This is a genomic window from Gemmiger formicilis, from assembly GCF_016900095.1.
GTDB lineage: Bacteria > Bacillota > Clostridia > Oscillospirales > Ruminococcaceae > Gemmiger > Gemmiger formicilis_A.
Genome location: NZ_JACJJP010000004.1, coordinates 66,804 through 89,815 on the forward strand (window position 1 = coordinate 66,804; position 23,012 = coordinate 89,815).

At 58.0% G+C, this 23,012-nt stretch carries 21 protein-coding genes and 1 tRNA gene; 4 read left to right on the forward strand and 18 right to left on the reverse strand.

Features of this window, described 5'->3' with window-relative positions; genetic code table 11:
• Positions 1-2 precede the first annotated feature (2 nt).
• From H6B15_RS03105 to H6B15_RS03120, 4 genes are read right to left on the reverse strand one after another with little or no spacing between them, the layout of a single operon-like run.
• Positions 3-203, reverse strand: a complete 201-nt coding sequence (locus H6B15_RS03105; protein WP_204645987.1) for a hypothetical protein — start codon at positions 201-203, stop codon at positions 3-5.
• Positions 196-507, reverse strand: a complete 312-nt coding sequence (locus H6B15_RS03110; protein WP_204645989.1) for a hypothetical protein — start codon at positions 505-507, stop codon at positions 196-198. Before H6B15_RS03110 ends, H6B15_RS03105 begins: the two co-directional genes overlap by 8 nt.
• Entirely contained in the window at positions 482-775 is a 294-nt protein-coding gene (locus H6B15_RS03115; protein ID WP_204645991.1) for a hypothetical protein, read from the reverse strand. The genes H6B15_RS03110 and H6B15_RS03115 overlap by 26 nt, the downstream gene beginning before the upstream one ends.
• A gap of 13 nt (positions 776-788) precedes the next feature.
• A complete protein-coding gene (locus H6B15_RS03120) occupies positions 789-1,115 on the reverse strand; it encodes a hypothetical protein (RefSeq protein WP_204645993.1) in 327 nt (108 codons plus the stop codon).
• A gap of 98 nt (positions 1,116-1,213) precedes the next feature.
• Here H6B15_RS03120 and H6B15_RS03125 point away from each other — a divergent pair, with 98 nt between their 5' ends.
• Positions 1,214-1,765, forward strand: a complete 552-nt coding sequence (locus tag H6B15_RS03125) for a hypothetical protein (protein WP_204645995.1) — start codon at positions 1,214-1,216, stop codon at positions 1,763-1,765.
• 43 nt (positions 1,766-1,808) lie between these two features.
• Here the strand turns inward: H6B15_RS03125 and H6B15_RS03130 are convergent, their stop codons facing one another.
• Both H6B15_RS03130 and H6B15_RS15400 read right to left on the reverse strand, forming a co-directional pair.
• Positions 1,809-2,489 (reverse strand): BRO family protein, encoded by a 681-nt coding sequence (locus tag H6B15_RS03130; protein ID WP_204645997.1) that lies wholly within the window; start codon positions 2,487-2,489, stop codon positions 1,809-1,811.
• 34 nt (positions 2,490-2,523) lie between these two features.
• Entirely contained in the window at positions 2,524-2,742 is a 219-nt protein-coding gene (locus H6B15_RS15400; RefSeq protein WP_204645999.1) for a hypothetical protein, read from the reverse strand.
• 126 nt (positions 2,743-2,868) lie between these two features.
• Here H6B15_RS15400 and H6B15_RS03140 point away from each other — a divergent pair, with 126 nt between their 5' ends.
• Entirely contained in the window at positions 2,869-3,495 is a 627-nt protein-coding gene (locus H6B15_RS03140) for a LexA family protein (RefSeq protein ID WP_204646001.1), read from the forward strand.
• 779 nt (positions 3,496-4,274) lie between these two features.
• Positions 4,275-5,330, forward strand: coding sequence for a site-specific integrase (locus H6B15_RS03145; RefSeq protein WP_204646011.1), 1,056 nt, complete (start codon positions 4,275-4,277; stop codon positions 5,328-5,330).
• A gap of 132 nt (positions 5,331-5,462) precedes the next feature.
• On the opposite strand, the gene H6B15_RS03150 is transcribed toward H6B15_RS03145, so the two are convergent.
• The 10 genes from H6B15_RS03150 to glmS all read right to left on the reverse strand — a co-directional run bounded on the left by H6B15_RS03150 (position 5,463) and on the right by glmS (position 17,162).
• Positions 5,463-5,538: transfer RNA gene (locus H6B15_RS03150), tRNA-Thr, on the reverse strand.
• Positions 5,539-5,575: 37 nt separating this feature from the next.
• On the reverse strand, positions 5,576-6,436 hold the full coding sequence (rsmA, locus tag H6B15_RS03155) for a 16S rRNA (adenine(1518)-N(6)/adenine(1519)-N(6))-dimethyltransferase RsmA (protein ID WP_204646013.1): 861 nt from the start codon (positions 6,434-6,436) through the stop codon (positions 5,576-5,578).
• 12 nt (positions 6,437-6,448) lie between these two features.
• A complete protein-coding gene (locus tag H6B15_RS03160; RefSeq protein WP_204646016.1) occupies positions 6,449-7,660 on the reverse strand; it encodes a S41 family peptidase in 1,212 nt (403 codons plus the stop codon).
• Positions 7,661-7,849: 189 nt separating this feature from the next.
• A complete protein-coding gene (locus H6B15_RS03165) occupies positions 7,850-9,085 on the reverse strand; it encodes a murein hydrolase activator EnvC family protein (RefSeq protein WP_204646018.1) in 1,236 nt (411 codons plus the stop codon).
• 25 nt (positions 9,086-9,110) lie between these two features.
• Positions 9,111-10,016: a permease-like cell division protein FtsX gene (gene ftsX, locus H6B15_RS03170; RefSeq protein ID WP_204646020.1), complete on the reverse strand. Its 906-nt coding sequence runs from the start codon at positions 10,014-10,016 to the stop codon at positions 9,111-9,113.
• 12 nt (positions 10,017-10,028) lie between these two features.
• A complete protein-coding gene (gene ftsE, locus H6B15_RS03175) occupies positions 10,029-10,778 on the reverse strand; it encodes a cell division ATP-binding protein FtsE (RefSeq protein ID WP_204646022.1) in 750 nt (249 codons plus the stop codon).
• A 289-nt stretch (positions 10,779-11,067) separates the two neighbouring features.
• The gene (locus tag H6B15_RS03180; protein WP_204646024.1) at positions 11,068-12,153 is read right to left on the reverse strand and encodes a PucR family transcriptional regulator; all 1,086 of its coding nucleotides are present in this window, start codon (positions 12,151-12,153) and stop codon (positions 11,068-11,070) included.
• 292 nt (positions 12,154-12,445) lie between these two features.
• The gene (locus tag H6B15_RS03185) at positions 12,446-13,066 is read right to left on the reverse strand and encodes a sugar transferase (RefSeq protein ID WP_204646026.1); all 621 of its coding nucleotides are present in this window, start codon (positions 13,064-13,066) and stop codon (positions 12,446-12,448) included.
• On the reverse strand, positions 13,056-15,071 hold the full coding sequence (locus tag H6B15_RS03190) for a polysaccharide biosynthesis protein (RefSeq protein WP_204646028.1): 2,016 nt from the start codon (positions 15,069-15,071) through the stop codon (positions 13,056-13,058). The genes H6B15_RS03185 and H6B15_RS03190 overlap by 11 nt, the downstream gene beginning before the upstream one ends.
• A 249-nt stretch (positions 15,072-15,320) precedes the next feature.
• The gene (gene glmS / locus H6B15_RS03195; protein WP_204646030.1) at positions 15,321-17,162 is read right to left on the reverse strand and encodes a glutamine--fructose-6-phosphate transaminase (isomerizing); all 1,842 of its coding nucleotides are present in this window, start codon (positions 17,160-17,162) and stop codon (positions 15,321-15,323) included.
• Positions 17,163-17,606: 444 nt separating this feature from the next.
• Here glmS and H6B15_RS03200 point away from each other — a divergent pair, with 444 nt between their 5' ends.
• Positions 17,607-19,214, forward strand: coding sequence for a potassium/proton antiporter (locus H6B15_RS03200; protein ID WP_204646031.1), 1,608 nt, complete (start codon positions 17,607-17,609; stop codon positions 19,212-19,214).
• Between the two features lie 81 nt (positions 19,215-19,295).
• On the opposite strand, the gene pheT is transcribed toward H6B15_RS03200, so the two are convergent.
• Both pheT and pheS read right to left on the reverse strand, forming a co-directional pair.
• The gene (gene pheT, locus H6B15_RS03205; RefSeq protein WP_204646033.1) at positions 19,296-21,713 is read right to left on the reverse strand and encodes a phenylalanine--tRNA ligase subunit beta; all 2,418 of its coding nucleotides are present in this window, start codon (positions 21,711-21,713) and stop codon (positions 19,296-19,298) included.
• Positions 21,714-21,728: 15 nt separating this feature from the next.
• On the reverse strand, positions 21,729-22,751 hold the full coding sequence (gene pheS / locus H6B15_RS03210) for a phenylalanine--tRNA ligase subunit alpha (protein ID WP_204646035.1): 1,023 nt from the start codon (positions 22,749-22,751) through the stop codon (positions 21,729-21,731).
• Positions 22,752-23,012: the final 261 nt, after the last annotated feature.

Here is a 23,012-nt window from a genome sequence, read left to right on the forward strand (position 1 = left end):
TCTCACACCTCCACATTCAGATCTTCCATGCGCTGGGCACGGCCGGAAGCGCGGGCATCCAACAGGCCGCGGATCTGTAAAAGTGCTTCAGTGTGGTCCGGCACCGAATCAAGCACTGCCAATATGTAGGCCAGACAATCTGAATCAGCTGCCGGATCTCCATTTCTATTGGCACGGTACACAATGTCTTCATAGTCAGGCAAGATCCTTCACCTCCATCTGGCTCCACTGCCTCAACAGTGTTTCCTGTTCCTCTCGGGTCAACGACTGGGGGCGTCCTTTGCGCCAGCCAACGATCAGCAATCGGCCGTAATACCACAGGCCATCATAGTAGCGTGTGGGCATTCCTCGCACAGCGTCTGTGTAAAGGAGTGCGGCAAACTGTCTGCGGATAGGCTTGCGCTTCAACGGTCCACCCACAAAGGCTGCCAGACCCTGCTCGGTATCCGCCAAATCATAAAGTACCGGGGGCTCACCGCTATCAATGAGAATTCCTTTCAGCCGCATCGCCGCGCACCTCCTCCCAGCAGCCCACTACCGTCATCAGTACGCCCAACACGAGCGGCCAGGGGCGGAAGCTCACGATGCCAAGCAACTGAGGAATGCCCGCGCCAATGAACAGTCCCACACCAGCAGCACCAAGCCCGACCACGAAGTTGTGGACAAACGCCCGAATCTTGGGTACAATGAAAATGCGGGTTTTCGTGATAGTTTCCCGCGCTTCTCGGCCGTTCCGGTGTTCCAGCACCGGGGCGGCCACTTTGTTTTTGGTCATAACGATTCTCCTTTCAGATAGGGCCGGGGTCGATGTGTCTCCCCCGCCGCCGGATTGCTTTTCCCTGCTGGTTTTTGTGGGCCGGGGCGGTGTGCGCCGATTCGAACTGGCGGACGCCCTCGGCGGTGACCAGGTGGGTGCGGGGGCCTGTATTGATCGTTTCCCCGAACTCTCCCGCCCGGATCAGGCGCTGAATGCTGCTCTTACTCATGCTGTACCGCTCTGCCAGCTGGGCGGCGGTGTAGGTAGGCGGCTGGCCTCTGGGCGGCAACCGCTCGGCCAGACGTTCGGCAAGGGCATCGGCCAGCGCATCAAGCAGGGCGTTCATAGTTTCGTTCATGGTGTACCTCCTTTGCTTGCCCCCCTTCCCGGCCCGTGCTACAATGGGGCAAGCAGAGCAGGAAATAAGGCAAAATCGAAATTAAAAAGGGGCTTATTATGATTCCAAAATTGATAGGGTGGCTATCCGTAAGGGATAACATTACTTTTTTTATTGCTCTGGCTGGCTTCGGTCTTTCTCTATGGAACTTCTTTTCCGATCTCTGGCGCAACCGATGTTCCATTTCGGTTGAGTATATCAGCCATTGTTGCGGTATTCGCCCAAATGGAAAGACGGTTTTGCAGTTGCGCCTTAATATTGTGAATCGTTCTTCTGCTCCAATTTCGATTTCAAGAATGTTCCTGATTTATCAAGGGTGTGAGTTTGAATTCCTTTTCCCGTCTGTATGTGTTTGGGAGTTTACGAAACTCAAAAACCATGAAGTAGTAAAACAGGAAGAAATCAAATCGCAGGCGATCCCATTCAAAATCGAAGGTCGCGGTGCAATTGGAGGGTACTTTCTCGTATATGTACCGCCCGAAGCAAAAGACGTTTTTGCCAAGAAAACCGAAATCGAGCTTTCTTTGCAAACATCGAGACGAAAAAAGAACTTTTCACTTGTGGCGCATAATCCAGGTCGCGATGCTGAGCAATATGGCAAGAAGTCCTAAAATCAAAGAGAGGTCGTTTAATTCCAAGCTGTTCACCTCCTCCTTACTGCGGCTCTTTTCTTGAGACAAGCATTTGCTGCGCCATCTCATCCAGCATTGTGCTCAGCTCCTCGTCCAGCACCGGCGTGGTCAGTGCCACGATCTGGATCTGGTCGATATAGGAATTGATGTCGGCCTGTGCCTGCCTGGTCAGGTTCTCAAAGGTGCGGACCAGGTCACACCACTTACTGTAGTTGGCCTTGACTTCAAGGTAGTATGCCTTTGCGTCTTCCCTGCTCTTTCTGGCCTTTTCGCATTCATACTGAATCTCCACCAGGTCGCGCTTGCGGTCGGCCAGCAGGCTGAGCCAATCGCGCAGCGCCTGGTTGCTCCGGCGCAGGCGTTCCAGCTCTGCCGGGTCCGCACCGTACATTCCGTCTTTGCGGATGGCGGGCAGAACTTCATCGAACCCCCAGTGCTCGAACTTTTCCGCGCTGGGCAGCTTGCTGTGGGTGATGAGCCGGTACAGGTCGCCTTCGGGGAGGAAGTTTGCCTGCTGCTTTCCCCCGCTGGTAGGGATATAACGTTTCGTTACCCCCTTGCAATGGTCGTTGAGCGCCTTGCTCTGGTTCTTATACCCCAGCGCCTTACAGGCGTCCGTACCGCAGAACAGCGGTTTACCATCTTCGTACAGGACGCGTACGCTGCCAAACGCGGCGTTGGTGTAGGTTTGGATTTCGGTCACTTTGTACCTCCTTTGTAGTGGCGTTGGTATCTTTTTAAGATACTTTCCCGCCAAAAAAAATAGCGTCAATCTGGGCTTCACTGAGCGAATACCGCTTTTTGATAGCTGCAATCTCAGTCTGGAAGAACTGCGCGCCGCGATATTCATTGATTTTGGCGTTCAGCCGCGACAAGCTTATCCCAAGGTAATCCGCCAAATCCGACTGAGTATCTGAGTTCAGCTTCATGACGCTCTCCAACATAGCTTTATTCATTGCGCACCTCCTTTCAGTGTCTTTTTGGGACACTCACAAAATACCACCGTTTCGGTGTCTTGTCAAGACATTTTTTCTTGATTTTTTGAAAATCTATGGTATTATTAAGACACGGAGGTATCCAAAATGACGATGGGAGAAAGAATCAAGGCCCTGCGAATCCAGCATGGCTTGACGCAAGAAGAGCTCGGCCAAAAGGTTGGTGTTCAGAAATCTGCGATTTATAAATATGAAACGGGTCTTGTCGTAAACCTAAAACGCTCCATGATTGAAAAGCTAGCTCTCGCATTGGGGGTGAAGCCGACTTATTTGATGGGACTCTCGGATGAAGAAACCACCATCCCACCCGGCTTCGAACCTCTCCCCAAAACGGTAAAACGTCCACTTGTCGGCGCTATCGCCTGTGGCGAGCCCATCACCGCGGAGGAAAACATTGAGGACTATGTGGACGTGCCGGAGGATGCCCACTGTGATTTTTGCCTGCGCTGTAAGGGTGACAGCATGATCGACGCCGGCATCCATGACGGGGACGTTGTCTATATCCACATCCAGCCGGAGGTCGATAATGGCCAGATTGCCGCCGTCAGAATCGACGGAGAGGCAACCTTGAAGCGTGTGTTCTGGGACGAGCAGCAGCAGGTTCTGCAGCTGAACCCGTGCAATTCCTCCATGTCCCCCATGATATTCACCGGCTCTGTCCTGGAAACCGTCCACATTGAGGGCAAGGCCGTTGGATATACCCACTGGTTTTAATCCATACAAACAGACGAGGAGGAATTATCATGATTTGCCCTAAGTGCGGAAGCCAAAATGTTCAAGTTCAGGCCGTTGCAGAAATGAAAAGCCGAGGTTGCCTGATCGTTCTTTTATACCTGGTTCTACTTTGCATCCCTGTGATTGGATGGATCGCATTGATTTTGCTCCTTCGTGGCCGAAAAAGTAAGACAAAGAGTTATGCAGTTTGTCAGAATTGCGGCCATCGCTGGGAAATTAAAAACAGATAAATGTTTTCGTTAGCTGTATTCCATCATATACACGCTTTGTGTATACTTTTATGGCACGCAAAATTGGTTGCCTAAAAAGTATACAGTTCTCACGATTGGGGGAACCTCTGGAAAGCCCATCCGTTCGCGGTTTGAGAAGCATAATGCCTTATCGCTGAGCAACCAGGTGTGGAATGTGGGTGTGCTCGGAACTCAAACACAGGAATAAAAACCACACAAGGAAAACGAATACACACGGTGTGTTTTTTGTTATGTTTTTGTTTCGTTTTTCACTTTTTCCATTAACTTATTTCAAAAACAGAGACAAAAACTCTAATTTTTAACTTTAAGTTACAGTTTTTGCCTGCAATAACTGCAACTACACTTACCATTTCGACACGATGGGAAGAAATAAAAAACGCCCCGCCGGCGGCAACCGACAGGGCGTAAGAAGATCAGCTTGTCCCAAGAGAACAATACCGACCAGACATCTGTATTGTACCACCTTCGGGGCAGGCTTTGCAAGTCATACCCCGGAGGTGTTTTTTTATGGCAAAACTGAAGAAGCGAAAAGACGGACGGTACCAGCGCAAAGTCACGCTGTCAGATGGCCGGCAGAAGATCGTATACGGCAAGACCCTGGCCGAGCTGAATGCGGCCGAAGATGCTCTGCGTGCTCAGGATCACGCCGGACTTCAGGTCGGTGACCACACTCTGGTGGGTGAATGGGCCAAGGTATGGCTGCAAAGCTACAAAGCCGATCTCCGGGCCAGCACCGTGCGTATGTACCGCGGCGCCTACAACAAGCACATCATGCCGGAACTGGGCATGATGGAACTGCAAGACGTTCGCCCTGTCCATATCCGGCGGGTCATGGCCCGTGTGGCCGGAAAGTCGGTCAGCCTGCAGCACAAGGTCTTGCTGACCATGCGGCAACTGTTTGAAACAGCACGCTTGAACAATCTCATCATGCGCAATCCAACAGACGGCATCAAGACCACACCGCATGCCAGACCGTCCAGGAAGGAATATCTGACCCCAGAAGAAGCCCGTGCACTGATGCTGGCCATCCTGGAGCCCCGCGCCCGTGTTTTCTGCGCGCTCTGCCTGTACTGTGGGCTCAGGAAAGAAGAAGCCCTCGGCCTTAAATGGACTGATATAGGGCCTGCCAGCCTTGTCGTGGCGCGTGCCGTCACATTCCCGGACGGAAACCAGCCCGACCCCAGCATGGAGCTGAAGAGCAAAGCAGCCCACCGGGTGCTGCCGATTCCGGCCCCGTTGCGCAAGATTCTGGATGAAACGCCACACCCCAGCGTATATGTTGTCCCCTCCCCTTCTGGCGGCGTGATGACCAGCACTTGCTTTGACCGCATGTGGCGGCAGAACGTCAGAGCTATGGTTGATTTTGAGGTCAGGCCCCACATGCTGCGCCATACCTTTGCTACCACCCTGTATCACGCCGGCGTGGATCTGCGCACCGCCCAGAAGCTGATGGGCCACGCTTCCATCCAGATGACAGCCAACATCTACACACATCTGGAAGCCGAGGACGGACTGCAAGTTGTAGGGCGATTGGATGCCTATTATGATTCCATGTCCGTATAAAATGTCGTCACTTTTTCGAATTAAAAAGCGTCACTTTTTTCATGAAAAGTAGTCAAAAAGTAGTCAAATATCAAGAAAGCAAAAAAAGCCGCGTCACCGGTTGCAAAATGCAACGCAATGACGCGGTATTTTTGGAGCTGGCAACAGGAATCGAACCTGCAACCTGCTGATTACAAATCAGCTGCTCTGCCAATTGAGCTATGCCAGCGGGGACTATATTATTGTAACATGGCCGGGCTGCCCTGTCAACCGGACAGCGCCCCCAGCAGGTCACAATACTGCTGCAGCGTCAGCTGTTCGGGGCGCAGGCGGGCGTCCAGGCCGGCAACCTGCAAGGCCTCCTGCACCTGAGATTTGGGCAGATTCAACCCGGAAGCCACCACGTTGGCAATGGTCTTGCGCCGCTGGGAGAAGGCCGCCCGGATCAAGCGGAACAACCCCGCTTCGTCCCCGCCCGGCACCTGCACGGTGGGTTGTTTGTGCACATCCAGACGAATGACCGCGCTGGTGACCTTGGGCGCCGGGTAAAAACTGCCCGGCTGCACCGTGAAGAGCATTTTGGGGCTGGAGTAATAGGCCACGGCGTAGCTGATGGCCCCGGCTTCCCGGGTGCCGGGGGCGGCACACAGGCGCTGTGCGGCCTCTTTCTGCACCATGACGGTGATATTCTCCACCGGCAGTTTCTCTTCCAGAAGGCGCATCAGAATGGGGCTGGTAATGTAATACGGCAGATTGGCGCAGACCGCCACCGGACGGTCGCCGAATTCTTCTTTCAGCAAAGCGGCCAGGTCTACCTTGAGCACGTCCCCCATGACCAATTTAAAGTTGTCGTACCCGGCCATAGTCTCGGCCAGAAGGGGTTCCAGGCGCTTGTCCACCTCCACCGAAACCACCTTGTCGGCCCGTTGGGCCAGCTGTTCGGTGAGGACACCGATACCGGGGCCCACCTCCAGGGCACCCCAGCCGGGGCCGATGCCGGAGGCTTCCGCAATGCGGGGACAGACGCCGGGATTGATGATGAAGTTCTGACCAAAGCCCTTGGAAAGGGCAAAGTCATACCGCGCACACAGGTCGCGGATGGTGGAAAGGTCGGTTAAAGCCGGCATAGGTGGCCCTCCTTACCCGACCATGGCCATGACCGAGTTCACCGCTTTGTTGATCTGCGGGTCGGTCTCGACCGTAAAGTCATAGTAGCTGTTCTGTTCGTCGGCGGTCAGGGTAGCCTCCACATCCGGGGTCAGGCCGCTGCCGTTCCAGCTCTGGCCTTCGTTGTCCAGCAGCAGGCCGATGGTGATGACCGCCGCGCTGCCGTCGGAAAAGCTCTGGGGTTCGCTGAGGACCACACCCTTGCCGGCGGTGGCAGTGCCCACAATGCTGGCGCCCGCCATCTTGCGCAGGGCGTTGGCAAACAGCTCGGCCCCGCCCGCAGTGTTGCCGTTGACCAGGCAAACCATGGGCACGGTGATCTCGTGGTCATCCGAAATGCGCAGGTCGGTCACGGTGCCGTCCTTGGCCTGACTCTGGGCAATCAGCCCCGCAGGCACGCAGTAGTCGGCGGCCACCAGCGCCGCCTCCAACGACTCGCCGGTGTTGTTGCGCAGGTCAAACACCAGTGCCTTGGCCCCCTGGTTCAGCAGGGATTCCACCGCGGTGCGGAACTCGGTGCCGGTGGTGGAGGCAAAGGCATCAATACACACATACCCGCAGTTGTCCCCCGTCATCTGGGTGAAGACGGTGGCGGTGGTATAGTTGGAACGAACCAGCTCCACCGCCGGCTGTTCCTGGCGGTCGGGGTTCAGATAGGTGATGCGGACGGTGGTGCCTTCCTCCCCCAGCAGAGCGGAGGTGATGGCCGCCGTGTCGGTCATGGTGCGCACGCTGGCATCGTCGATGTTGGTAATAAAGCCGCCCACCTGCAAGCCAACCTCGCTGGCAGGGCTGTTCTCATATACCCGGATGATGCGGGCGTACCCGGAAGAGGCATCCTTGATCACCGACACGCCGATGTTCATCAGGCGGCCGCTTTCCACCCCCACCTTTTCGGTGTAGGCTTTGGCCGAATAGTAGCGGGCATATTTATCGCTGATGCCCAGCATATACCCGGACGCAATGGTGTCGTTGAGGGTGTCCTCATTGATGTCGAAGTATTCGTTGTCGCGCACGTAGCGGTCGATTTCCGACAGCTTGTTGTACATGCGTTCCTTGTTCTTGACGCTGGACACCGTATTGTTGAACATATCCATGGACACGACCATGGTGATCGAGAAGGTCACGGCCATTGCGATGAGGGTGACGGTGGCGGCCACGGCCAGGTTGACTTTTCTGCTCATGAATCAGGTAATCTCCTTATCCGGCAGGCGGAACAAAGCCGTCTGCCACAGTCTTGGCGGTAGGATCAGACCAGGGAATAAACGACCGAGGAAAACAGACCCGCAACCATCAGCACCGCGATGACCAGACAGACCACGCGGATACCGGTCTTGTGATGATTTTCCATGGGAACGCCTCCTAACATACAATTACGACGGGATATACAGGGCCGGGTTGATGCGGGCGCCGTTCTGGCGCAGCTCAATGTGCAGGTGGTTGCCGGTGGAATTGCCGGTGGAACCCACATACCCGATCACATCGCCTTTGGACACGGCCTGGCCAACGCTGACGGGAGGCCAGGAGTTCATGTGCGCGTACAGGGTGGTGTAGTTGTTGCCGTCGTCAGCGGTGCCGTGGTAGATCATGACGTAGTAGCCGTAGCTGTAGTGGCTTTCCACCGTGATGACCTGGCCGGACGCCACCGCGTGGATGGGCGTACCGCCGGGGGCTGCATAGTCACGGCCCTTATGGCCGCCGCTGCCGTACTCACAGGAGATGTACTTATAACTGTCCAGGGGGCAGATAAAATCCAGAGAGCAGGACAGGGTGGCGTTGGTGCCGCTGCTGCTACTGCTGTTGATCAACGAGCGCAGGTAGGAGTCGTACTCGTCCGCCGCCTTGTTGAACTCAGCCTGCTTCTCACTTTCGGCGGCGGCCAGGGCCTCGGCCCGGGCTTCCGCCTCGCTGATGGTGGCGTCCTGCTGCTGGATGTTGGCCACCAGCTTATCGATGGTGCTATTCAGCTGGTTCTGGCTGTCGGCCAGGGTGGCCTCCTGGGATTCCAGCTGGGCCTTTTGGTCCTCCAGTTCCTGCTTTTCCTGGTTCAGCGCGGCTTTTTCGTCATCCAGTTCCTGGCACACTTCCTCGTCCTTCTCGGAGATATCGGCCAGAGCCTGGGTGAAGTTGAGCAGCTGAAACAGGTTGGTGGCGTTGGACAGAATATCGATGCCGCCGCTGTAATGGAGCATCTGCATACTGCTCATGCGCTCCTTGAAGCCGTCCCAGCGGGCGTCAAATTCCGCCTGCTTCTGGTCCACCTCCGCCTGCTTGGCGGTGATGGCATCCTCCGTTTCGCCGATCTGGGTCTTGATGTCGTCCAGCTGGTTGGAGATGGTGGCCACTTGCTGTTTCAGCTCGGCATTCTGGGCTTCCAGCTGCTGTTTCTGGTCCTGGGCATTTTCCAGGTTTTCCTGGTTGGCCGACTGCTGGTTGTGAATCTCGTTCAGTTCTTCCTGAAGCTGGTTTTTCTTGTCTTCCAGTTCCTGCTGCTTCTGATCGGCGTAAGCCGGCGTGGCTGCCTGGCAGAACAGCGCCGTGGCCATTACCAGGGTAAGGGCCAGCGAAGCGGCCTGCCGTAGATGTTTTTTGACTGCGAGTGAGATCATGCTTTGGATTTCCTCCACCTAATAATCAGACGTTGAGGTGTTTGCGGATGCTGGTGGCGGTGCCGATGCCGCACATGACAAAGCCGAAGGCCACGAAACCGATGACGATGTAATACCACACATTCTCCAGCGGAACCAGCGTCCCGCCCAGCAGGTTGGACAGGTTGGTGGGATTTTCCAAGTACCAGCGGTAGAGGGCGTAATAGGCGCCGCAGACCACGCCGGAGGAAATGGCGGCGGAGATCAGGCCGGAGGTAACGCCCTCCACAAAGAAGGGGAACCGGATAAAGCCGTTGGTGGCCCCCACCAGCTTCATGATGCCGATTTCCTTGCGGCGGGCAAAGACGGTCAGACGGATGGTGTTGTTGATGACCACGATGCTGACCAGGGCCAGCACCGCCACCAGGCCGTAGCTGATGTAGTTGACCACCTGCTGGATGGAGACGAACAGCTTGGACAGTTCCCGGGTGGCGCTGACGCTTTCCACATTTTCGATCATGCACAGCTGGTTGATGATGCTGTCGATGTTGGCCACATCATCCACGGTTACCCGGTACATGGAATGGAAAGGGTTATCCTCCGCAAAGGTATCCATCAGGTTGGTGTAGTTCTGGAGCATATCGTCAAATTCCGTCAGCACGTCGGTGGGCGAAATGTAGCTGACCGAAACCACCCCGGGCACCCCCTTGATGGCGTCGCCGGCGGCGGTGATCTGCTCATCGCTCAGCCCGTCCACCAGGTAGACATAGCTTTCATTCTGATCCCCGATATAATCCACCATGGCGTCGATGTTCATGCCGAACAGCATCGCCGCGCCCACCAGAATCATGCAGACGGTCTGCACGCCCATGGACGCAAAGGTCATCAGGCGGTTGGCCCGCATGTTGTGCAGGCCCTGCCCTACCAGATAAGTAAAACTGGAAAAACGCATCCTCAAGCCCCCTTACAGATAAGCCGGTTCCATACCCATTTCCCGCATACGGGCTTCGTACTGTTCGGCCACTTCCGGGTGGGAAGTATCCGAAGCCACCTGCCCGTGCGCCAGGGTAATGACGCGGTTGTTGTATTTCTGGGCCAGCTTGTGCACCAGTTCGTGTTCGTGGGTGACCACCACCACGGTGATATGTACCTTGTTGATGGCCTCAAACAGCTGCATGATGTCCATGCTCATTTCCGGGTCGATGTTGCCGGTGGGCTCGTCCGCAATGATGAGCTTGGGACCGTGGGCCAGGGCACGGGCCACCGCCACGCGCTGCTGCTCGCCGCCGGAAAGCTCGTCCGGCAGGCGGTCCATCTTGTCTTCCAGGCCCACCAGGCTCAGGGCAAAGGGCACCCGGTTCTTGATGGTCTTGGTGGAAATGTTGGTCACACGCATGGCAAAGGCCACGTTCTCGTAGACGGTCATGGTGGGAATCAGGCGGAAATCCTGGAACACCACGCCCATCTGGCGACGCATGTAGGGCACCTTGCGGCGGCGCAGGCGGGTCAGGTCCTGGCCGTTGATGAAGACCTTGCCTTCGGTGGGCTTTTCCTCCATCAGCATCAACTTGAGGAAGGTGGATTTGCCCGCGCCGGAATGGCCCAGGATGAAGACAAACTCCCCTTCTTCGATCTCGATATTGATATCCTCCAGGGCAACGTTTTCGTCGCTCTGGGTTTCATACACTTTGGAAACGTGTTCAAACTGAATCATGGCAATCTCCTGCGGTTCTGAGACTTCCCTGCCCCAAACGGGCAGAACGATACAGATACTAATGTACCATGAATCGCCCCTTGCGTCAAGGTTGCGGCGGGGGATCTTCTCTTGTACAAACGTGATTTTTGCGGGGTGATAAGGGCTTTTTGATAAGTTTGTAAAAATTTGGCCGACTGGCCTTTTCTTTTGTAAAAACGGAAAAAGGGACTCGACGTTACCGCCCGTGTGTCCACCGCATACAAAAGCGCCCCGTTCCCGAAGGAACAGGGCGCCGCAAAGGCTTTTCTCAGTATTTGGCCGGGTTGGCGGACAGATACTTCTTGACCATCAGGGCCACCTTGAAGACGATGGCGTCGTCGAACTTGCGCAGGTCCAGGCCGGTGAGCTTCTTGATCTTTTCCAGGCGGTAGACCAGGGTATTGCGGTGCACAAACAGGCCGCGGCTGGTCTCGGAAACGTTCAGGTTGTTTTCAAAGAAGCGCTGGATGGTGAACAGAGTCTCGGAATCCAGGCTGTCGATGCTGTCCTGCTTGAACACTTCGTGCAGGAAGGCTTCACACAGAGTGGTGGGCAGCTGATAGATCAGCCGGGCAATGCCCAGGTGATCGTAGGAGATGACCTGCTTTTCGGTGTCGAAGACCTTGCCCACTTCCATGGCGATCTGGGCTTCCTTGAAGCTGGCGGCCAGATCCTTGATGTTGCCGATGGGGGTACCGATGCCCACCACGGCCTTGATGTAATGTTCACCCTGGAGGTTATCCACGATGGACGCGGCCAGCTTTTCCATATCGCGGGTGCTGGTGTCGGGACGGATTTCCTTGACCAGGACGGTATCACTCTCGCTGATATTGAAGACAAAGTCCTTCTGCTTATCCGGGAACAGACCGCTGACCACATCGTAGGCGGAAATATCGTTGCCGCTGGTCACGCGGATCAGCAGCACCACCCGCTGCACGTCGGAGACGAAATGCAGTTCCCGGGCCTTGGCGTAGATATCGCCGGGCAGGATATTGTCCAGCACCACGTTCTTGATGAAGTTGGTCTTGTCAAACTTTTCATCATGGTACTGCTTGATGCTCTGCAGGCTGATGGACAGCAGCGCCGCAAACTGGCTGGCGGTGGTATCGCTGCCTTCCACAAACACGGCATAATCGTTATGCTTTGCGTTGGAGAACTGGTGGTAGGCGTAGCCGTCCTTGAAGAAGGCGTCCCCCGCCGTCAGCCGGACGGCGGCAAACCCTTCCCGCACTTCGCCGATCTGCCCCAGTTCCGAGCAGGAGATCACAGCCCCCGTTTCATCCACCACACCCACTACGCGGTCGATCGCGTCTTTCATCTGGTAGACCACATTTTGGAATACCCTGTTCGCCATATGCTGCCTCTCCTTACCATTGTGCTGAATGACCAATTTGCCATACGGCCCCTCGACGGTCACTCTGCCGTTATTTTGACCCAAACCAACGGGTCCCTGATGTATATTTTACACAATCAACTTGACTTTTGCAACATATTTCAACGAGAATTTCAATATTTTCTTGTGTAGTTTTGTTTTGTGCAAAATTTATTCGTTTTTGGCGGGAAAATGTACCCTGGTTTTTTCCGTCAAAATGACAAAACCCGGCCGAAATCGGCCGGGCAAAAAAGGCAAAAACCGGTATATACCGTCAATTTTTCTTCTTTTTTTCCTCTTCCAGGGCACCTGTGCCCCCTTCCACCACACCGCGGCGCTCAAACACGTAGGTGATGGAACGGAAAAAGATGGCAAGATCTTTCCGGAAGGTAATGTCGGCGGCATACTCTCCATCGTACCGGGCCTTCACGTCGATGGGCAGTTCGTCCCGCCCGTTGACCTGGGCCAGACCGGTCAGACCGGGACGGATATCGTTGGCATGCACCGCGTCCCGGGCTTCGATCAGATCGTACTGGTTGTACAACGCCGGACGAGGGCCGATGATGCTCATCTGCCCTGCCAGGATGTTGTAGATCTGGGGCAGTTCGTCCAGGCTGGTGCGGCGCAGGAAAGCCCCGCTTTTGGTGATATAGGAGTTGGCGTTTTTAAGTAGATGGGTGGGCACATCGTGAGGGGTGTCCCCGCGCATGGTCCGGAACTTCAGAATGTTGAAATGGGTCTTGTGCGCCCCCACCCGCCGCTGCTTGAAAAACACCGGCCCCGGGGAATCGATCTTGATCCAGATGGCCAGAATGGCCATGGGAATGGCCAGCACCACCGCCGCAACGGCCGAAAGAAGCAGATCCAGCAGGCGTTTGATATAGTTACGATACATCTTTGCCCTCCTTGCTTTCTTTGGCGGCCTGGGACATGGCGTGCTCGATCTCGCTCTTGTCCATGACGGCGGTGTTGCCGTGGGCCGCGCTGACGGTGTGGTCCTCGTTCAGTTTGCGGTTGGGATGGTACCGCCCCACAATGCGCTGCAACCCCACCACCACCGCTTCGTCGTTGTGCTCGGCGCAGGCGTGCAGGTTCTGCAGTTCCTCATAGAAACGGGCCAGGTCGATGTCCATGGGCGGCGCAATGAAGATCTTGTTGTGGGCGGTGCTCATCATCTTGTCCTGCTCGGAATCCAGCATAAGCTCCTCGTACAGCTTTTCGCCGGGGCGCAAGCCAGTGATCTCGATGGGAATATCCACCCCCGGTTCGTACCCGTAGAAGCGGATCAGCCGGTTGGCCAGGTCCATGATGCGCACCGGCTCGCCCATATCCAGCACGTAGATGCTGCCGCTCTTGGCCAGACCGCCGGCCTGCAGCACCAGCTGGGCCGCTTCGGTGATGGTCATGAAATACCGCACGATGTCCGGATGGGTGATGGTGACGGGACCGCCCCGCTTGATCTGCTCTTCAAACAGCGGAATGACGCTGCCGTGGCTACCCAGCACGTTGCCGAAACGCACCGCCATGCACTTCATGGTGGTGTTGCTGGCAAAGGTCTGAATGAGCATTTCGCAGATACGCTTGGTGCAGCCCATGACGTTGGTGGGGTTGACCGCCTTGTCGGTGGACAGCTGTACAAACCGCTCCACGTCGTGCTCGGCGGCGGAGGTCAGCAGGTTCTTGGTGCCGAAGACGTTGTTTTTCACCGCTTCGGCGGGGCTTACCTCCATCAGCGGCACGTGCTTGTGGGCCGCCGCGTGGAACACCACCGACGGGTGGTAGGTTTCAAACACTTCATCCAGGCGGGCTTTGTCCCGGATGGAGCCGATGAGGGTGATGATGGGAGCGTCGGCGCCGTACTTGTTGTGCAGCTCCATTTCCAGCTCGTAGGCACAGTTTTCGTAGATGTCGAAGATCAGCAGCTGGCGGGGGCTGTAGCGCATGATCTGGCGGCAGAGTTCGCTGCCGATGGAGCCGCCGCCACCGGTGACCAGCACGATCTTGTCATGCAGATACTCCGAAATCTGGGCGTTGTTCAGCTGGATTTCGTCCCGGGAGAGGAAGTCGGCGGTGTTCAGCTCACGCAGGCCCGCCACCACCGGCTTGCCACTTTCGTCCACGGCCTGGGGATCGTTGAGCATGCGCACCCGGCAATGGGTGGAGTTGCAGAGGTTGATGACCTCCCGCAGGCGCTCACCTTTCAGGGTGGTGATGGCGATGACGATCTCCACAATATGGTACTTGCGCACCAGTTCGGGAATATCCGAAATGGTCCCCCGCACCGGTACCCCCTGCACCCGCAGATTCTTTTTGGTCAGGTCGTCATCCACGATGACCACCGGGTTGCCGAAGGTGGAATTTTTGGTTTTGCACAGGTTGACCGCCCAGGCGCCCGCATTGCCGGCGCCCACGATGAGCAGCGGCGTTTTGTCCCGGGCGCGGCGGGTGGACTTGGGGGAATTATGGGTGTATTGCCGCACGGTGCGCATGAGCCGCCACAAAAAGCGCACGCCGGCCACCGCCGCCGTGTTGAGCACCGCGCCGATGATCAGCACCGTACCGCTGATGGTACGGGTGCGGAACAGCATATCAAACAGCAAACTGAACCCGGTGGCCAGCCCTGACAGACACATCAGGCGCGCCAGGTCCCGCATACCGGCATACTCCCACATGATCTCGTACAGGCCGCCGAACCAGAACACCACCATGTAGATGGGCAGGATATAGCTCAGCATGGGCGCCATGGCCGTGATGACCTCATGGCGGCGGAAAGCGTCCTCGCCGTCAAAGCGCAGCAGAATGGCAATGTAATAACACAGCACAATCAGCCCGCAGTCCAGCAGCATCAGCAGAATGCGGCGGGGCAGGCCTTTGATGAGTTGTTCGTTTGTTTTCTTCATGCGTTCTATCTTCCCTGTTTCCGGCGAAAAAGTGGCCCGGACGAAAAAAACGGCCGCCACGCCACAGTATATGGCGGGGCGCATCGGGCTGCGACGCCGGCCCCGCACGAAAATTTTGACTTCGTTTTGTATTATAACACGAAATTGCCCCGTTTGTCCCGGCTCAGCCGGGCCAAACGGAGCAAAAGGCGCACAAAATCACTGCCAAATTTTTGGCAATTCAGACAAAAGTGCCCGCCGTGTTCAGTTTTATTCTACCGTGACGCTCTTGGCCAGGTTGCGCGGCTTATCCACATCCAGGCCCTTGGCGCAGCTGACATAGTAGGCCAGCAGCTGCAGCGGAATGACCGACAGGCTGATGGCAAAGTGCGGGTCGGTCTTGGGGACATAGACGGTGAAGCCGGCGGTGTCCTCGATGTTGTAGTTACCGTAGCTGGTCAACCCCATAAGGAAGGCGCCGCGGCTCTTGGCTTCCACCAGGTTGGACACGGTCTTTTCGTACAGTTCCGGCTGGGTCAGGATGCCCACCACCAGGGTCCCCTTCTCCACCAGGGAGATGGGGCCGTGCTTCATCTCCCCTGCCGCGAAGGCTTCGGAGTGGATGTAGCTGATTTCCTTGAACTTCAGGCTGCCTTCCAGGGCCACCGCGTAGTCCAGACCGCGGCCGATGAAAAAGACATCGTGGGCGTTGGCGTACTTGCTGGCAAACCACTGGATGCGCTCCTTGTCGGCAAGGGTCTTCTCGATCTTGTCCGGCAGCGCCTGCAGTTCGGTGACCAGAGCGGCGGCGCGGTCGTCATCCAGCACGCCCCGCACCTGGCCGAAGGCGATGGCCAGCAGGTAGCAGGCCGCCAGCTGGGTGCTGTAGGCCTTGGTGGTGGCCACGGCGATTTCCGGGCCGGCCCAAGTATACAGGGTGGCGTCGGCTTCCCGTGCGATGGAAGAGCCCACCACGTTCACGATGCCGATGGTGCGCACGCCCCGGTCCTTGCACAGCCGCAGAGCCGCCAGGGTATCGGCGGTCTCGCCGCTCTGGCTGATGATGATGGCCAGGGAGTCCGGTTCCAGCACCGGGTCACGGTACCGGAACTCGCTGGCCACATCCACCTCCACCGGCACCCGGGCCAGGCTTTCGATGACATAGCGGGCGGCCACCCCCACATGGTAGGCGGAACCGCAGCCCACAATGTAGATGCGGCGCACGCCGCGGATGGCTTCCTCGTCCAGGGAAAGCTCGCTCAGGTCCACCTTGCCGTCCTTGATGCGGGGGCTCAGGGTATCCCGCACGGCGGCAGGCTGTTCATGGATTTCCTTCATCATGAAATGCTCGTAGCCGCCTTTTTCGGCCGCTTCGGCATCCCATTCGATGGTGGTGGATTCCTTCTCCACCGGTTCCCGGTCGATGTTGTAGAACTCGATGGAATCGGGGGTCAGGCGGGCAATCTCCAGGTTGTCGATGTAATAGACAGTGCGGGTGTACTTGAGCAGGGCGGGCACGTCGGAGGCAATAAGGTTGCCATCCTCGGCATGGCCCACAATGAGGGGACTGTCCTTGCGCACCGCATAGACCACACCGGGCTGGTCAGCAAACAGGATGCCCAGGGCGTAGGAGCCCCGCACGCGCATCATCATGCGGGTGATGGAATCCAGCGGATCCCCGGCGGCTTCGCCGGTGTAGTAGTAGTCGACGAGCTGGGCCACCACTTCGGTGTCGGTCTGGGACACAAAGTTGTAGCCGCGGTTGATGAGCCAGTCTTTCAGTTCCTGGTAATTTTCGATGATGCCGTTGTGCACCACCGCAATCTTTTCATCCCGGCTGTAGTGGGGATGGGCGTTGATCACCGAGGGTTCCCCGTGGGTGGCCCAGCGGGTGTGGCCGATGCCGCAGGTGCCGGGCACGGCGTTGCCGCCGTCGGTCATCTCGCTGAGTACCCGCAGACGTCCCTTGGCCTTGACGATCTCAATCTTGCCGGCCGCGTTCTGCACAGCCAGGCCGGCAGAATCATACCCACGGTATTCCAGTTTCGCCAGGCCGTCCAGCAGAATGGGCGCAGCCTGCGCACGTCCGGTAAAACCAACAATTCCACACATATCGGATTTCCTCCATATCAAAGGTTCATTGTTTTACAGGGCAATTCCATCACATAATATCCTCTAAGTATATGCGATTTTGGTGTAAATGTCCACCTCGAATTTTGCGTGCGCAATAAAAAACGGACGGCCGTCAAGGGCAACGGTCGCCCGTCGCACGCACGCTCCCTTTCCAGTTTCTTACACCATAAAGACTTTTCAAAGCAGAGTTGCGTACTTCGTATAGAATACCACGAATCCTTCCGCGGAGCAAGTCAAAAAAGGCTACGCCAGGCTTTCTGCGTGTTTTTGCCGGGCACATTTTAAGAATCTTTTGTTTTTTGGCCTGTTTTTTGAATAAACAAAAGCATTTTTCCGCCACAGCCTCCCCTTGGCAGAACCTGTGCCGATATGGTATAGTTAATTACAGTACGTTTTAATGTCCTTTCAAAGAAGGGAGGCTTCATGCTCGCATCTTTGCTTTTGTTCGCGGCCGTGGTTATGCTGGCCTGCACGCTGTTTTTGAAACTGAGTGCCCGGCTGGGGATTCCGGCCTTGCTGGTGTTTCTGTTTCTGGGCATGCTCTTCGGGTCCGACGGCCTTTTCAGGATTGCCTTTGACGACTACGCCGTCACCGAACAGATCTGCTCGGTGGCGTTGGTGTTCATCATGTTCTACGGCGGGTTCGGCACCAACTGGCGCGCTGCCCGCCCGGTGGCGGTCCCGTCCATCCTGCTTTCCAGCGTCGGCACCCTGCTGACCGCCCTGCTCACCGGCGGGTTCTGCCATCTGGTGCTGGGCATGTCCCTGCTGCAGGGGCTTCTGTGCGGGGCGGTACTGGGCTCCACCGACGCCGCATCGGTATTTTCCATCCTGCGCGCCCGCAATCTGGCTCTGAAAGAAAACACCGACTCCCTTCTGGAGGTGGAGAGCGGCAGCAACGACCCCTTTGCTTACATGCTGACGGCGGTGCTGCTGGCCGCCATGGAGGGCGGCATCACCCCGGGCGGCGCCGCTTTGCTGTTGATGCAACAGCTGGCCTTCGGGCTGGTATTCGGCTTTGGCGTGGGGGCAGCGGCCCTGTGGCTGCTGCGCCGGGCGCGGTTTTCCTTCCCCGGTTCGGACGTGATTCTGGTGGTGGCCACCGCCCTGCTGGCCTACGCCGCCCCCACCATGCTGGGCGGAAACGGATTTCTGAGCGTTTACATTGCAGGCATCATCCTGGGCAACGGGGACATCGGCCACAAGGAAACGCTGGTTCCCTTCTTTGACGGGGTGACCAGCATCATGCAGATGATCCTGTTCTTTGTGCTGGGTCTGCTCTCCTTCCCCTCCCGCATGCCGGCGGTGCTGCTGCCCGCTCTGGGTATCGCCCTGTTCCTGACCCTGGTGGCCCGTCCGGTGGCGGTGTTCCTGCTCATGGCGCCTTTCCGGGGCAGCCTGGGACAAAAACTGCTGGTTTCCTTCTCCGGACTGCGGGGCGCCGCTTCGGTGGTCTTTGCGGTGATGGCGGTGATCAGCCCCGCCTACATGGAGACGGACATCTTCCACATCGTGTTTGTGGTGGTATTGTTCTCCATTCTGGTGCAGGGGTCGCTGCTGCCCGCCGCGGCCCGCCGGCTGGACATGATCGACACCCAGGGTAACATTCTCAAGACTTTCACCGACTATGTGGACGAAGCGCCGGTACAGTTCATCCAGATTGCGGTTCCGGAAGGCCATACCTGGTGCGGCAAGGCGGTGCGGGAGATTCTGCTGCCCCCCGGTACCATTCTGGTCAGTCTGTGCCGGGGAGAAGCAACCCTGGTACCCACCGGCAGTACCGTGCTGGAACCGGGGGATCTGCTGGTTCTCTGCGCCCTGGAGCAGGACAAAGCCCCCGCCGCTTCCCTGACCGAGAAGGTCATCCATGCCGGGGACCTGCCCGAGAGCCGCCGTCTGGCCGATCTGCCCCGCCGCACGGGTGCCCTGATCGTGCTGATCCGCCGGGGTCAGGAATACCTGATTCCCAACGGGGACACCGTGTTGGAAGACGGAGACCTGCTGGTCATCAACAACACCGTGGCCCATTAAAAGATATGTCTGCTGAACAAAAAGCCCCGCCGTACACAATGTACGGCGGGACTTTTTTGTATGGGGCTCAGAAAAACATCATCAGCGGATTTCCACGTTCAGACGATATTTCAGGTTGCCCAGAATCTTCTTGACGAAGCGGTCGATCTCCTCGGGCGTCAGAGCCTTGCCGGCGGGCACGAAGTGCAGGGTGAAAGCCATACTCTTCTTTCCTTCGCCCACTGCCTCACTGCGGTAGATGTCGAAGAGTTCCACATCTCCCAGGCTGGGGCATGCGCGGTGCATTTCGGCAATGATATCGCCGCAGGCGGTCTCCTCGTCGGCCACCAGCGCCAGGTCACGGGCCACCGAGGCGAACTCGGAGATGGGGGCATAGCGCAGGGCCGGACGGCGGTGGGCCATGAGGGCGGGCCAGTCGATCTCCGCCAGGAAGATCTTCTGGTTGTCGCGGCTGTCCTTGGGCAGCTTGAGCTCGGCGGTCACGTCGTTGGCCAGCTTGCCGAAGACGCCGATCTTCTCATCTCCGCACAGGATGTCGGCGGAGATGCCGGGGTGCAGCCAGGGGGTGTTCTGGGCACGGCGGTAGTCGAAGGTGACGCCGAAGGCGGCGCCCAGGGCCTCGATGGCCCCCTTGAGGGCGAAGAAGTCCTCCTTTTCACCGAAGGCGGCCAGACCCAGGTGCAGGGTCTCGTTGGGCAGCTGGTTGACGGTCTCGGCGGGGGCGTAGACGTTGGCCAGCTCGAACAGGCGGCCGGCGGTGTTGCCCTTCTTCAGGTTTTCCACCACCACGTTGAGCAGGGACGGAGCCAGCAGCGGACGCATGATGGTCAGGTTGGAGGTCAGGGGGTTGAGGATGCGCACCACGTTGCGCTCCGGTGCATCGGCGGCGATGTGCAGGGCGTCCAGGTCGGCGTCGGCGTAGAACGCCAGGGTGATGGCCTCATAGAAGCCCTGGGCGCAGACGGTGTTCTTGGCCCGGGCCTGGCGCTGCTGGTCGGGATTCAGGCCGCCGTTGGTGACGGTGGCGTTTTTCAGGAAGGTGGGGGTGATGTGCTCGTAGCCGTATTCCCGGATGACCTCTTCGGCCAGGTCGGGCTCGCCCACCTCGATATCCTCACGCCAGCGGGGCGCCACCACCTGCATGGTGTCGCCGTCCGGCTGCAGCTCCACCTGGAAATCCAGACGGCGCAGGATGTCCAGCACCGCGTCGGTGGGGACCTCGATGCCCAGAATGGCGTTGATGCGGCTGATGCGGGCGGAGAAGTGCTTGCCTTCCCGGGAAGCGCCGGCGGACACATCAAACTCGCTGGAGGTGATCTCGCCGCAGTTCAGCTCCTGAATCAGGTGCAGGGCACGGGCCATGCCCAGCTCGGTGGTGTACTCCGACACGCCCTTCTCGTAATGGGCGGAAGCATCGGTGTTCTGGCCCAGACCGCGGGCGGTCTTGCGGATGTTGTCCCGGGCGAACTTGGCGGATTCAAACAGCAGCTGGGTGGTGTTCTCGGTGATTTCGCTGTTCAGACCGCCCATGACACCGGCCAGGGCTACCGGCTTGTGGCCGTCGCAGATGACCAGGTTCTGGGGGGTCAGGGTGAACTCCTTGCCGTCCAGGGTGGTGATGGTCTCCCCTTCTGCGGCGCGGCGGACGATGATCTGGCAGCTTTCCAGGGTGCTCATGTCAAAGGCGTGCATGGGCTGGCCGATCTCCAGCATGACGTAGTTGGTGATATCCACCACGTTGGAGATGCTGCGCAGGCCGCACAGGGCCAGCTGACGGCGCATCCACCGGGGAGACGTGCCCCAGGTGATGTTGCGCACGTAATGCCCCATGTAGCGGGGGCACAGGTCGGGGGCTTCCACCGTGATGGACAGGCGGGGGTCCTTGTAGTCGGTGGTGGTGTAGTCGGTAGCGGGCATCTTCAGGGGCTTGCCCAACACGGCGGCCACCTCCCGGGCAATGCCCAGGATGCTCTGGCAGTCGGCGCGGTTGGCGGTGATGGAGATATCGAAGATATACTCATCCAGGCCCACCACCTTGCGGATGTCATCGCCGGGGACGGTGTCCTTGGGCAGGTCGAGCAGGCCGTAGACTTCGGCGCCGGGGTACAGGTCCTCATTCAGGCCCAGTTCCTCGCCGGAGCAGAGCATACCGTTGGATTCCACGCCGCGCAGGGGCTTGGCCTTGATGGTAATGCCGCCGGGCAGGGTGGCGCCATCCAGGGCGGCGGGGGTGTGCATGCCCACGTAGACGTTGGGGGCGCCGGTGGAAATCTGGATGTCATGGCCGTAGGGGCCGCAGTCCACCTTGCAGATGTGCAGATGGGTGCCTTCCTGGGGGACGGCCTCGGTGACAACACCCACGACCACCTTGGAGATTTCGGCGCCCATATAAATCAGTTCTTCCACCTCAAAACCGCAGGAGAAAAGCTTTTCCTGCAGGATTTCGGGGGTCACGTCGATATCGACATATTGTTTCAGCCAGCTGAACGGTACTTTCATTGGTTTCTTCCTCCCTTAGCCCTTGAACTGCTGCAAGAAGCGCAGGTCGTTTTCAAACATCAGGCCGATGTTGTTGATGCCGTACTTGAGCATGGCAATCCGCTCGATGCCGATGCCGAAGGCAAAGCCGGAGTACACTTCGGGGTCGATGCCGCAGTTGCGCAGCACGTTCTGGTGCACCACGCCGGCGCCCAGCACTTCGATCCAGCCGGTGTGCTTGCACAGGCTGCAGCCCTTGCCGCCGCACTCAAAGCAGGAAACGTCCACTTCCACGCTGGGTTCGGTGAAGGGGAAGTAAGAAGGACGCAGGCGGGTCTTGACTTCCGGTCCGAAGAGGGCCTGGACGAACTTGTCCAGCATGCCCTGCAGGTCACACAGGGTGATGCCCTTGTCCACCACCAGGCCTTCCATCTGGTGGAACATGGGAGAATGGGTGGCGTCGGAGTCGGAACGGAAGACGCGGCCGGGCACCAGCACCTTGATGGGCGGGCGTTCGGCGTCCATGACGCGGATCTGGCCGCCGCTGGTCTGGGTGCGCAGCACGATGTCCTCGGCCACATAGAAGGTGTCCTGCATATCCCGGGCGGGATGGTTCTTGGGCACGTTCAGGCGGGTGAAGTTGTGCTCGTCGTCCTCGATTTCGGGGCCTTCGTAGATCTCAAAGCCCATGCCGGAGAAGACGTCGATGATCTCGTTCTTGACCAGGGTGATGGGATGCAGCCCGCCGGTCAGGTTGGCCTTGCCGGGCAGGGTGATGTCCACCGTCTCGGCCTTGTTGCGAGCTTCCAGCTCGGCGGCCTCGATCTGGGCGGACAGGGCTTCGTACACGCCCTCGGCCCAGACCTTGCATTCGTTGATGAGCTTGCCGGCGGCGGGGCGGTCTTCCTTGGCCACGTCCCGCAGGCTCTTGGTCAGGCCGGTGACGGCGCCGTTCTTGCTGAGGTATTTCTGCCAGAAGGCGGAAAGTTCCTCCTTGTTGTGCACGGCGTCACGGTCGGCTTCCAGCTGCGCGCGCAGTGCGTTGATCTTTTCCTGCATTTCGCACCTCTCCTTTTGTTGCGGTTGCGGGACGAAGCCAAATAAAAAAGCTCCGTCCCTGATGTTGTTCAGGGACGAAGCTGTAAAAACTCCGCGGTACCACCCGTGTTCCGCCGGCAGATGCGGCGGCACTCTGCGGACACTGGCGTGTCCTTCCGCCGTAACGGGGCGGGACCGTTCCGCACTACTGAGCCCTTGGCAGGGCCGTTCCCGCGGACCACTCGGGAGGGAACTTCCGCGCGGGACCCATGGGGCGGCTTT